This is a genomic window from Bacteroides faecalis, from assembly GCF_003865075.1.
Taxonomy (GTDB): Bacteria; Bacteroidota; Bacteroidia; order Bacteroidales; family Bacteroidaceae; genus Bacteroides; species Bacteroides faecalis.
The window spans coordinates 18551-30925 of sequence record NZ_BHWB01000003.1 but is presented as its reverse complement, the minus strand read 5'-3'; the positions used below and the strand labels follow the sequence as shown (position 1 = coordinate 30925).

Genomic DNA, 12375 nt, shown 5'->3' with positions numbered 1-12375 from the left:
CCGAAAAAAAAGCCGTACTTTTGCAGCCGTATACAAAATTCTATAACTCATGAGTAATCAACGATACATGATGCGTGGCGTAAGCGCATCAAAAGAGGATGTGCACAACGCCATCAAAAACATAGATAAAGGTATTTTTCCGCAGGCTTTTTGTAAAATCATCCCTGATATTTTAGGCGGTGATCCGGAATATTGCAATATTATGCATGCTGACGGTGCAGGAACCAAATCCTCATTAGCGTATATGTATTGGAAAGAAACAGGTGATCTCTCCGTTTGGAAAGGTATCGCACAAGATGCTTTGATTATGAACATCGACGACTTGCTTTGTGTAGGTGCTGTAGACAATATCCTTGTTTCCTCTACCATTGGACGTAACAAATTATTAATACCCGGGGAAGTGATTTCCGCCATTATCAACGGAACTGATGAACTACTAGCCGAGCTTCGTGATATGGGTGTAGGTGTATATGCTACCGGTGGTGAAACTGCTGATGTAGGCGATTTAGTACGCACCATCATCGTTGATTCAACCGTTACTTGCCGCATGAAGCGTTCGGACGTTATTAATAATGCAAATATCCGTCCGGGTGATGTTATTGTCGGTTTAGCGTCTTATGGACAGGCAACTTATGAAAAAGAATATAACGGAGGAATGGGTAGCAATGGTTTAACCAGTGCTCGTCACGATGTTTTCGGCAAATACCTAGCCAATAAATATCCTGAAAGTTACGACGCTGCCGTTCCTGAAGAATTGGTATATTCCGGTAAGTTAAAACTGACTGATCAAGTCGAACATTCTCCGATTGATGCAGGAAAGCTAGTTCTCTCTCCTACCCGTACTTATGCGCCGGTAGTGAAGAAATTACTTGATGCTCTTCGTCCCAATATTCATGGTATGGTCCACTGTTCCGGTGGTGCACAAACTAAAGTACTTCATTTCGTAGAAAATGTACGTGTCATCAAAGACAACCTGTTCCCGGTTCCTCCTTTGTTCAAGACTATTCAAGAACAAAGTGGTACGGATTGGGCTGAAATGTATAAGGTATTTAACATGGGACATCGTCTGGAAGTTTATCTGTCACCTGAACATGCAGAAGAAGTCATTAAGATTTCTGAATCATTCGGGATTCCGGCACAGATCGTAGGTCGTATTGAGGCGTGTGATAAGACAGAGTTAATCATTAAGAGCGAATTCGGAGAATTTAGATATTAAAGAATGGCAGATAACAGTACCATATTAGAGAAACTGGACGGGCTTGTAGCCCGCTTTGAAGAAATATCTACTCTTATTACCGACCCGGCAGTCATTGCCGATCAAAAGCGTTATGTCAAACTGACGAAGGAATATAAAGAGCTGGATGATTTGATGAAAGCCCGCAAGGAATATATCCAATTATTAGGGAATATCGAAGAAGCAAAAAATATTCTGGCAACCGAGTCAGACTTCGAAATGCGTGAGATGGCAAAGGAAGAAATGGACAACAGTCAGGATCGTCTTCCACAATTAGAGGAAGAAATCAAACTAATGCTTGTCCCTGCCGATCCACAAGACGGCAGAAATGCGATTCTTGAAATTCGTGGTGGAACGGGGGGCGATGAAGCTGCTATCTTTGCCGGTGACCTTTTCCGAATGTATGCCAAATATTTCGAAACTAAAGGTTGGAAAATGGAAGTTTCCAGTGCGAATGAAGGAGCAGCAGGCGGATATAAGGAAATAATATGTAGCGTCACAGGAGATAGTGTTTATGGAACATTGAAATATGAATCAGGCGTTCATCGCGTACAACGCGTACCTGCAACAGAGACTCAAGGACGTGTACATACTTCAGCAGCTTCTGTTGCCGTACTTCCCGAAGCCGAAGAATTTGATGTAGTTATCAACGAAGGAGAAATCAAATGGGATACTTTCCGAAGTGGTGGTGCCGGCGGACAGAACGTAAATAAGGTAGAGTCTGGTGTACGTTTGCGATATATATGGAAAAATCCCAATACAGGAATAGCAGAAGAAATCCTGATCGAATGTACTGAGACCCGCGACCAACCCAAAAATAAAGAACGTGCTTTAGCTCGACTTCGTACATTCATCTACGATAAAGAACATCAAAAATATATTGATGATATTGCTTCCAAACGTAAGACAATGGTATCAACCGGTGACCGTTCAGCAAAGATTCGTACCTACAACTATCCGCAAGGACGTATCACCGATCATCGTATCAACTATACTATTTATAACCTTGCAGCCTTTATGGACGGAGATATCCAAGATTGTATCGACCATCTGATTGTAGCAGAAAATGCAGAACGACTGAAGGAAAGCGAGCTTTAAACGATTAGTAATTTGTAATAATAGATATGGATAAACAACAACTATTTGAAAACATAAAACGCAAAAAATCATTCCTTTGCGTAGGTTTGGATACAGACATTAAGAAGATTCCTGAACATCTGTTGAAGGAAGAGGATCCAATTTTTGCTTTTAACAAAGCTATTATCGACGCTACAGCCGATTTATGTATCGCTTACAAACCTAATCTGGCTTTCTATGAGAGCATGGGTGTAAAAGGTTGGATTGCTTTCGAAAAGACAGTGCAATATATTAAAAAGAACTACCCAGATCAATTCATTATCGCTGATGCAAAGCGCGGTGATATCGGGAATACCTCAGCCATGTATGCGCGTACCTTTTTTGAAGAATTAAACATAGATTCAGTAACTGTAGCCCCTTATATGGGTGAAGACAGTGTGACCCCATTCCTTACTTACGAAGGGAAATGGGTAATTTTGTTAGCACTGACTTCAAACAAAGGTTCTCACGACTTCCAATTGACAGAAGATTTAAATGGTGAACGTCTGTTTGAGAAAGTACTGCGTAAATCACAAGAATGGGGCAGCGACGACCGCATGATGTATGTGGTAGGTGCTACTCAGGGACGTGCTTTCGAAGATATTCGTAAGATAGTTCCTAATCATTTTTTATTGGTTCCTGGCGTAGGTGCTCAAGGTGGTTCACTCGATGAAGTATGCAAATACGGCATGAACAGTACTTGTGGACTGATTGTCAATTCTTCGCGGGGTATTATCTACGTAGATAAAACAGAAAAGTTTGCAGAAGCTGCCCGCAAAGCTGCACAGGAAGTACAGGTACAAATGGCTGAACAACTAAAAGCAATTCTCTAAAAAACGAATGCCTTACGAAAGAAAGATAATCAATGACCCGGTATTCGGGTTTATCAATATCCCAAAGGGGTTGTTGTACGATATTGTACAACACCCCCTTTTGCAGCGTCTCACCCGTATCAAGCAGGTAGGACTTTCTTCAGTGGTATATCCTGGAGCACAGCATACCCGTTTCCAACATTCTTTAGGCGCTTTTTATCTGATGAGTGAAGCCATCACCCAATTGGCATCCAAAGGAAACTTTATCTTTGACAGTGAAGCGGAAGCAGTACAAGCCGCTATTTTGTTGCATGATATAGGTCATGGCCCTTTCTCACACGTACTTGAAGATACCATCGTCAAAGGGGTTTCTCATGAAGAGATTTCCCTGATGCTTATGGAACAGATGAATAAAGATATGAATGGGCAACTTAACCTTGCCATTCAAATCTTCAAAGATGAATATCCGAAGCGTTTTCTGCACCAGCTTGTTAGCGGTCAGTTGGATATGGACAGACTTGATTATCTTCGTCGGGATAGTTTTTACACAGGTGTTACGGAAGGTAACATCGGTTCTGCACGTATTATCAAAATGCTCGATGTAGCTGATGACCGGTTGGTTATCGAATCTAAAGGTATTTATTCCATCGAGAACTTTCTTACGGCACGCCGCTTGATGTACTGGCAAGTATATCTGCATAAGACTTCAGTAGCCTATGAGCGAATGCTAATCAGTACATTGCTTCGTGCCAAAGAACTAGCCTCTCAAAGAATGGAATTGTTTGCTTCACCTGCATTACATTTTTTCTTATATAACGACATTAATCATGAAGAATTCTATAGCAATTCTGCCTGTCTAGAGCAATTTATCCAGCTAGACGACAATGATATTTGGACGGCATTAAAAGTATGGAGTTCTCATCCGGATAAAGTTCTTTCGACTTTAAGTTTGGGAATGATTAATCGTAACATCTTTAAAGTGGAAATTTCTTCCGAACCCATTGGTGAGGATAGAATAAAAGAGTTGACTTTGCAAATTAGTCAACAACTAGACATACCCCTTTCCGAAGCGCACTATTTCGTCTCTACCCCCAGCATCGAAAAGAATATGTACGACCCGGCCGATGACAGTATTGACATTATCTACAAAGACGGCACTATTAAAAATATTGCCGAAGCATCGGATATGCTAAATATCTCCTTGCTGTCTAAAAAGGTAAAGAAATACTATCTCTGCTATCATAGATTGCATACATAAGTATAAAATATTCATTCAATAGTACGGAAATCTGAAAAAAAAGTCCGTTATTTGTGAACTAATTAAATTTTAAAAAAAGACATGGAGTTCTCGGCTAAGCAAATTGCAGCATTTATCCAAGGGGAAATCGTAGGAGATGAAAATGCAACGGTACATACATTCGCCAAGATTGAGGAAGGAATGCCCGGAGCTATTTCTTTCCTATCAAACCCTAAATATACACCTTACATATACGATACACAATCCAGTATTGTATTGGTAAATAAGGACTTTGTTCCCGAGCAAGAAATTAAAACAACTCTTATCAAAGTAGACAATGCTTATGAAAGCCTTGCAAAGTTGCTCAACCTCTACGAAATGAGTAAGCCTAAAAAGCAAGGAATCGATTCATTGGCTTTTATTGCACCTAGTGCCAAAATTGGTGAGAACGTATATATAGGTGCTTTTGCATACATCGGCGAAAATACCATTATTGGTGATAATACCCAGATTTATCCACATACTTTCATTGGAGATGGCGTGAAAATAGGCAACAGTTGCCTGCTTTATTCTAATGTAAATGTTTATCATGACTGTCGCATCGGTAATGAATGTATTGTGCATTCGGGTGCTGTAATAGGAGCAGACGGATTTGGTTTCGCTCCCACATCAAACGGTTATGATAAGATTCCGCAGATAGGTATTGTCATTCTGGAAGATAAAGTTGATATAGGCGCCAACACTTGTATAGACCGTGCAACAATGGGAGCTACAGTGATACATAGTGGTGCTAAAATAGATAATCTTGTGCAGATTGCACATAATGACGAAATCGGTTCGCACACAGTTATGGCTGCTCAGGTAGGTATTGCCGGTTCAACCAAAATTGGAGAATGGTGTATGTTTGGTGGACAAGTAGGTATTGCCGGACATATTAAAGTAGGCGATCGTGTCAATTTAGGAGCACAATCCGGTGTGCCAAGCAGTATCAAACCGGATAGTGTACTTATCGGAACACCTCCTATGGAACCCAAGCCCTACTTCAAGGCTGCTGTTATGGCAAAGAAATTGCCGGACATGTACACAGAACTGAATAACCTACGCAAGGAATTGAAAGAATTAAAACAACAATTAAATAAGTAACCAATGCTGAAACAAAAAACGCTGAAAGATAGCTTTTCACTGAGCGGGAAAGGTCTTCACACTGGACTTGATCTCACTGTTACATTCAATCCTGCCCCGGATAATCATGGATATAAAATCCAACGTATTGATCTGGAAGGAGAACCAACTATTGATGCAGTAGCCGACAACGTAACAGAAACGACTCGTGGTACTGTGTTATCAAAAAACGGAGTTAAGGTAAGCACTATAGAGCATGGTATGGCAGCCCTCTACGCATTGGGCATTGATAACTGTCTTATCCAGGTCAATGGTCCGGAATTTCCCATTCTGGATGGTAGTGCACAATATTATGTTCAAGAAATAGAACGTGTAGGAACAGTAGAACAAAGTGCTGTTAAAGACTTTTATATCATCAAATCGAAAATTGAATTTCGTGACGAAGAGACCGGTTCCTCGATCATTGTATTACCTGACGAGAATTTTAGTTTGAACGTACTGGTTTCGTATGATTCAATGATTATCCCGAATCAGTTTGCTACACTTGAAGATATGAACAAGTTCAAAGACGAAGTGGCTGCCAGCCGTACATTCGTCTTTGTTCGCGAAATAGAACCTCTTCTTGCTGCAGGCTTAATCAAAGGAGGTGATTTGGACAATGCAATTGTTATCTACGAACGCAAAATGTCGCAGGAAAGTTATGATAAGCTGGCAGACATCATGGGAGTACCTCACATGGATGCTAACCAACTGGGATACATCAACCACAAGCCACTGGTTTGGGCGAATGAATGTGCCCGTCATAAACTGCTGGATGTAATTGGTGACCTCGCATTGATAGGCAAACCAATCAAAGGCCGTATTATCGCTACTCGTCCCGGTCATACAATTAACAATAAGTTTGCCCGCCAGATGAGAAAAGAAATCCGTCTGCACGAAATTCAGGCACCAACTTACGATTGCAATCGTGAACCAGTGATGGATGTAAACCGTATTCGTGAATTATTGCCACATCGTTATCCATTCCAATTGGTGGATAAGGTGATCGAAATCGGTGCTAACTACATCATAGGTGTTAAGAATGTTACAGGCAATGAGCCCTTCTTCCAGGGACATTTCCCGCAAGAGCCCGTAATGCCAGGAGTACTTCAAGTTGAAGCAATGGCACAAACTGGGGGGCTACTTGTTCTAAACTCTGTAGACGAACCGGAACGCTATTCTACCTATTTCATGAAAATAGATGGAGTTAAATTCCGCCAGAAAGTAGTTCCCGGAGACACATTAGTTTTCCGTGTTGAATTACTAGCTCCGATCCGTCGGGGAATCTCTACAATGAAAGGATATGCATTTGTTGGCGAGAAAGTAGTTTGCGAAGCAGAATTTATGGCACAGATAGTAAAAAACAAGTAATTCATAATTAAGTATTTAAGATGATAAGTTCCTTAGCGTATATTCATCCCGAAGCAAAGATCGGAGAAAACGTAGAAATTGCGCCTTTTGTATTTATTGATAAAAACGTGGTAATTGGCGATAATAATAAGATCATGGCTAATGCCAATATTTTATATGGTTCACGCATTGGTAATGGAAATACAATCTTTCCGGGTGCCGTTATTGGAGCCATTCCTCAAGATCTGAAATTTCAGGGAGAAGAAACCACTGCGGAAATAGGAGATAACAACCTGATTCGTGAGAATGTAACAATCAACCGCGGTACAGCCGCTAAAGGGCGTACAATTGTAGGTAGCAATAACTTACTGATGGAGGGTATGCATGTTGCTCATGATGCATTAATCGGTAACGGTTGCATCATTGGTAATTCTACCAAAATGGCAGGAGAAATTGTAATTGATGACAACGCTATTATTAGCGCTAACGTACTGATGCACCAGTTCTGTCATGTGGGTGGTCATGTGATGATTCAAGGAGGATGTCGTTTTAGCAAAGATATTCCTCCGTATATCATTGCGGGACGTGAACCAATTGCTTTCTGCGGAATCAACATTATCGGTCTCCGTCGTCGGGGATTTTCTAATGAAGCGATTGAAAGTATCCACAATGCTTATCGTATTATCTATCAAAGCGGTCTGAATACGACTGATGCATTGAAGAAGATCGAAAATGAATTTGAAAAGAGTCCGGAGATTGATTATATTGTTAATTTTATCCGTAGCTCAGAGCGTGGAATTATAAAATAAAACAGTTCAAAATAGTCATATTATGATATACAGATTTACCATTATATCTGATGAAATTGACGATTTTGTCAGAGAAATACAAATTGATCCGGAAGCTACATTTTTTGACTTCCATGAAGCAATACTGAAATCAGTAGGTTATACAAATGATCAGATGACTTCTTTCTTTATCTGCGATGAAGATTGGGAAAAAGAAAAAGAAGTGACCTTGGAAGAGATGGATGATAATCCTGAAATAGATAATTGGGTAATGAAAGAAACTGCTATCAATGAGTTAGTGGAAGATGAAAAACAAAAACTGCTTTATGTATTCGACTACATGACAGAACGCTGTTTCTTTATTGAATTGACCGAAATCATCACAGGAAAAGATATGGATGGTGCCAAATGCACCGTAAAAACTGGTAATGCCCCCAAGCAAACTGTAGATTTTGAAGAAATGGCTACTAGCAGTGGCTCGCTCGACCTTGACGAAAACTTCTACGGTGATCAAGATTTTGACATGGAAGACTTTGATCAGGAAGGCTTCGACATAGGTGGTGATGCAAGCACTTCTTTTGACGAAGAAAAGTTCTAACAAGAAAGAATTAATCTATTTTTAGCACTTCGATAATCACATAATTAGTTACGAATTACACGAATGAAATTAACACATTATTCGTGTAATTCATAACTAAAAGATATTAAGTTATTTTTCCTCAGTTTCATCCTCAATTCTCATTCTTCATTTATTTTATGCCCACTCTCGTTGTATTAATCGGACCAACCGGTGTAGGAAAGACAGAATTAAGTCTGCGGCTGGCAGAACATTACCATACTAGTATTGTCTCGGCTGATTCAAGACAATTATATGCAGAGCTTAAAATAGGAACAGCTGCTCCCACAACCGACCAACTCCAACGTGTACCTCATCATTTGATAGGTACTCTTCATCTGACCGATTATTATAGTGCAGCTCAATATGAGACAGAAGCGATGGAAGTTCTGACTCGTCTATTTACTCAACACGAAGTCGTGATTCTTACCGGAGGCTCAATGATGTATGTAGACGCTATATGTAAGGGTATCGATGATATTCCTACAGTTGATATGGAAACCCGACAACTAATATTGAAGAAATATGAAGAAGAAGGACTTGAAAGGCTTTGCGCAGAACTACGTTTGTTAGATCCGGAATATTACCGTATTGTAGACTTGAGAAATCCCAAACGAGTGATCCACGCTTTAGAAATCTGTTATATGACTGGCAAAACCTATACGTCTTTCCGTACTCAAAAGAAAAAACAACGCCCTTTCCGTATTTTGAAAATTGGCCTGACTCGTGATCGTGAAGAACTTTATGACCGTATCAACAGACGCGTTGATCTGATGATGGAAGAAGGATTACTGGAAGAGGTAAAGTCTGTTCTCCCCTACCGCCATCTAAATTCACTCAATACAGTTGGCTATAAAGAAATATTCAAATATCTGGACGGTGAATGGGAATTACCTTTTGCAATTGAAAAAATCAAGCAGAATTCACGTATTTACTCTCGTAAACAAATGACTTGGTTTAAAAGAGATGAAGAAATACGTTGGTTCCATCCAGAACAAGAAACGGAGATACTTGAATATCTCCGCCTATCTTCAGATTATTTTTTTTAATATAAACTTATACAATCTCTTTGCTTTTTTATTATCTACTTTCCTCTTTTTTCATAGTTACCATTAATTGTGAAGAAGCATTTAATGTACTTGTAGCCATACCCTTATAACTTACCTGAAGAATTCCATTTTTAGGAACTCTCAATACAAAATATCCTTCTTCGTCAGTTACAGTTCCTTTTACAGCACCTCCTTTTACGTTAATTTTAGCTTTTGGAAGAGTATTTCCAGCTGTATCTTTGACCAATCCACGCACTGTTACATAAGTAGAAACATTATTTTTGGTATCAAACTCAAATACCCTCTTACCATCAGAACTCTTATAGACATTTAATCCTTTGATATCATTGGCCGAGATGGAAATCAAATCTTTTTCAGAAACTTCTTTATCATCAACTATATAAATAGGTTCTTTGTCAACCATCCCTAAAGAAGCCATTTGTTTAGTATCAATATATTTCCCATTACCATCTCGGGCAGCATTCTTTTCACTCACTATATTCGTCATGTGCTAATCTTGTTTCACATGGGCAGTTATAGGTTTCTTATTAGTAACCGACTCTATTATCCAAACACCATCTTTCCCCTTCTCCCCATACATTTCAAGGGCAGCTTTATCTTGTAAAACAGTAAGACTTGCTATACTATCCCGAGAGATTTTAGAGAATGGATCATCTCCCACTGCTTCTTTTCCATCAATGATAATCAACGGCTTTTTACCATCTGATCTCATCTTATTTATGGTAGGAGCATATAATACACATGACTCTTCACTGACTGCGAGTGAATCTGCAGAATAGGCCAAAGGCATATGTGATGGTAAGCCTGCTATTTTTTGCTTTAGTGAATCTTTATCATTGCTTATTTTCTCCACTTTTGCATCGAAAATTGCAACAAAATCATTAACTTTGACGGCAGAAACCTCTTCAGCTTTTTCTGAGATTTCGGGACGGGCAAAAGCTGCCACTGCAAAGGCTGCTAATGGAAGTACATATATATACTTCAAACGTGCCCATGGACTTGATTTTTCTTTTAACATCATAGTGATACGTTTTTTAAGTTTACTGTGATTAAAGTTGTTGGCCATAGAGTAGAGCCTTGTGCCAACAGCTTTTTTGATTAATAATAATTGATATTCTTTTATATCTATCCCTTTTTTGATTACTGTTTCGTCTGCTTCATATTCATGAATATTCTGCAGTTCCTGTTTCAACAACCATGCACCGGGATTGAACCATTGGAAAAAAACACAAATATCAGCTAGAAGTAAATCTATTGAATGTCGGTTATGTAAATGAGCCATTTCATGAAGAAGAATAGCTTTACCATCTTCCTCCAAATCTTTCCGGGAGATAACAATATACTTCATCCAACTGAAGGGTGCAATTTTGCGCTCATGCACAATTAATGTGATTCCTCCTTCTAATTTTTCGCGTTTTCCGGACTTTATCAATAACAATAAACGTGATAAAGAATATAGATTCCGACATGAGAAAAACAGGATTCCGAGTAAATAAACAAATAATAAGATTTGTGTCCAAGTTATAGAAATATCCTTCGGTTGCGCAGTTATAACCTTTACAGAATTCATTGTTTCTGCTGTCACCCAAAATTGCTCAATAGTCTGCACTGCTTGATATATTTCTGTCTGCTGAGTTGTCGTTATTTCTATTAAAGGAACAGAGAGAGATAAAAATAATATCCCTAATAATGCCATCCGATTGAATCGATAAAACGTTTCCTTGCTTAACAGAAAACCGTAAAATAAATAAAATAATGACAGACAGATTGCCGATTTCAGAATATATATATAAAATGAGAGTTCCATAGCATTATTTTATACTTAAGTAAATTCCTTATTTCTTACGATTTGCCTGTTCTACTTCAGCAATCAGCTGTTTCAATTCCTCCAATGAAATATTCTCTTCCTTCACAAGTGAAGAAACAGCACTCAAATAAGAGTTATTAAAGTATTTGCTAACTACATTCCGTAATGTTCTTTTCCGGAACTCTTCTTCACTAACAATCGCATAATATTGATAAGTATTACCAAAAATAAAATGAGCTAGAAATCCTTTATCTTCCAATCCACGTACAATGGTAGAGAGTGTATTGAAATGCGGTTTAGGTTCTTCATAGAACGCTAACATTTCTTTCACGAACAGAGGGCCCTTCTCCCAGAAAAGCCCCATGATTTCTTCTTCTTTTGCTGTCAGTCCTTTCATATATTCTACTTTGTTTCCCGCAAAGAACGAGAGTTTTTAGTTCATAAACTAATTTTTATAGTTAAATAAAACTAAAGCTTTTAGTTTATCTCTTTAATTTAATTCAAGTTGGAAAGATCATGGTATAAAACGCGGATATGTATATACCTATAAATAAAACAATAAGATATTAAATGAAGATTATATTCCCGTGATATTGAAGCACCATTAAGAAAATGATACGCTTAATTTATTTGATATTTATTGCAATACAATGTACAATTAGTATCCCTGGAGTTTATCTATAATAAAATTTCCAATAAAAAACAGATCACCAATAAACACAACTCCAAATACTAAAAATGTAAAACAAGTACTCCAACGAGCTTTCATTCCTTCTTCCCCACTTTTTATGCGAAGCAAAGAACTATGCAAACAATCACCTGCAATAAATAGCACAAACAAACTAGGAATCAAATCACCCCATGAGACTAGCCACAAATTATCACCTTTTCCCATCAAGAAGGTCAATACTACTGCCAATAGAAAAACGGAAGCATACTGTAAATCTTTTCTTTTTGAATTCATAGCGGTCATTATTTAAAGTACTTTTCACAAAGATATTGAATCTCTTTTATAATCCGTACTGAGTACTTATAAAATTCAGTCACATTACAAAAAAAATCGAAAGTCATCACCGCCAAATCAACTAAATAGCCGCAATTGGATACTAAACAAACATAAAAGTAAAGAAAACAAGAGGTTATCACAGACTAAAAAAGAGCTCGTACTTTGAGGTATCTAAGTT

13 protein-coding genes are annotated in these 12375 nt (G+C 38.5%); 9 read left to right on the top strand and 4 right to left on the bottom strand.

Annotated features, from left to right (window positions below):
• The first annotated feature begins 49 nt into the window (after positions 1 to 49).
• The 9 genes from EJF25_RS05545 to miaA all read left to right on the top strand — a co-directional run bounded on the left by EJF25_RS05545 (position 50) and on the right by miaA (position 9363).
• Positions 50 to 1216, top strand: coding sequence for an AIR synthase-related protein (locus EJF25_RS05545; RefSeq protein ID WP_125040407.1), 1167 nt, complete (start codon positions 50 to 52; stop codon positions 1214 to 1216).
• 3 nt (positions 1217 to 1219) lie between these two features.
• Positions 1220 to 2332: a peptide chain release factor 1 gene (gene prfA, locus EJF25_RS05540; RefSeq protein ID WP_125040406.1), complete on the top strand. Its 1113-nt coding sequence runs from the start codon at positions 1220 to 1222 to the stop codon at positions 2330 to 2332.
• A 26-nt stretch (positions 2333 to 2358) separates the two neighbouring features.
• Positions 2359 to 3183 carry an orotidine-5'-phosphate decarboxylase gene (gene pyrF / locus EJF25_RS05535; RefSeq protein ID WP_125040405.1) on the top strand — a complete coding sequence of 275 codons (825 nt, stop codon included), beginning with the start codon at positions 2359 to 2361 and terminating at the stop codon, positions 3181 to 3183.
• A gap of 7 nt (positions 3184 to 3190) precedes the next feature.
• A complete protein-coding gene (locus tag EJF25_RS05530; protein WP_125040404.1) occupies positions 3191 to 4420 on the top strand; it encodes an HD domain-containing protein in 1230 nt (409 codons plus the stop codon).
• Between the two features lie 81 nt (positions 4421 to 4501).
• A complete protein-coding gene (gene lpxD, locus EJF25_RS05525) occupies positions 4502 to 5542 on the top strand; it encodes a UDP-3-O-(3-hydroxymyristoyl)glucosamine N-acyltransferase (RefSeq protein WP_125040403.1) in 1041 nt (346 codons plus the stop codon).
• Positions 5543 to 5545: 3 nt separating this feature from the next.
• Positions 5546 to 6931 carry a bifunctional UDP-3-O-[3-hydroxymyristoyl] N-acetylglucosamine deacetylase/3-hydroxyacyl-ACP dehydratase gene (locus tag EJF25_RS05520; protein ID WP_125040402.1) on the top strand — a complete coding sequence of 462 codons (1386 nt, stop codon included), beginning with the start codon at positions 5546 to 5548 and terminating at the stop codon, positions 6929 to 6931.
• 20 nt (positions 6932 to 6951) lie between these two features.
• Positions 6952 to 7719 (top strand): acyl-ACP--UDP-N-acetylglucosamine O-acyltransferase, encoded by a 768-nt coding sequence (lpxA, locus tag EJF25_RS05515; protein ID WP_125040401.1) that lies wholly within the window; start codon positions 6952 to 6954, stop codon positions 7717 to 7719.
• Positions 7720 to 7741: 22 nt separating this feature from the next.
• The gene (locus EJF25_RS05510; RefSeq protein WP_125040400.1) at positions 7742 to 8296 is read left to right on the top strand and encodes an IS1096 element passenger TnpR family protein; all 555 of its coding nucleotides are present in this window, start codon (positions 7742 to 7744) and stop codon (positions 8294 to 8296) included.
• A 158-nt stretch (positions 8297 to 8454) separates the two neighbouring features.
• Positions 8455 to 9363 carry a tRNA (adenosine(37)-N6)-dimethylallyltransferase MiaA gene (gene miaA / locus EJF25_RS05505; RefSeq protein WP_125040399.1) on the top strand — a complete coding sequence of 303 codons (909 nt, stop codon included), beginning with the start codon at positions 8455 to 8457 and terminating at the stop codon, positions 9361 to 9363.
• A 31-nt stretch (positions 9364 to 9394) separates the two neighbouring features.
• Here miaA and EJF25_RS05500 read toward each other — a convergent pair whose 3' ends face one another.
• The 4 genes from EJF25_RS05500 to EJF25_RS05485 all read right to left on the bottom strand — a co-directional run bounded on the left by EJF25_RS05500 (position 9395) and on the right by EJF25_RS05485 (position 12155).
• Positions 9395 to 9871: a carboxypeptidase regulatory-like domain-containing protein gene (locus tag EJF25_RS05500; RefSeq protein WP_125040398.1), complete on the bottom strand. Its 477-nt coding sequence runs from the start codon at positions 9869 to 9871 to the stop codon at positions 9395 to 9397.
• A gap of 3 nt (positions 9872 to 9874) precedes the next feature.
• Positions 9875 to 11191 carry a M56 family metallopeptidase gene (locus EJF25_RS05495; RefSeq protein WP_125040397.1) on the bottom strand — a complete coding sequence of 439 codons (1317 nt, stop codon included), beginning with the start codon at positions 11189 to 11191 and terminating at the stop codon, positions 9875 to 9877.
• Positions 11192 to 11219: 28 nt separating this feature from the next.
• A complete protein-coding gene (locus EJF25_RS05490; protein ID WP_125040396.1) occupies positions 11220 to 11588 on the bottom strand; it encodes a BlaI/MecI/CopY family transcriptional regulator in 369 nt (122 codons plus the stop codon).
• A gap of 261 nt (positions 11589 to 11849) precedes the next feature.
• On the bottom strand, positions 11850 to 12155 hold the full coding sequence (locus EJF25_RS05485; protein ID WP_125040395.1) for a G protein-coupled receptor family protein: 306 nt from the start codon (positions 12153 to 12155) through the stop codon (positions 11850 to 11852).
• Positions 12156 to 12375: the final 220 nt, after the last annotated feature.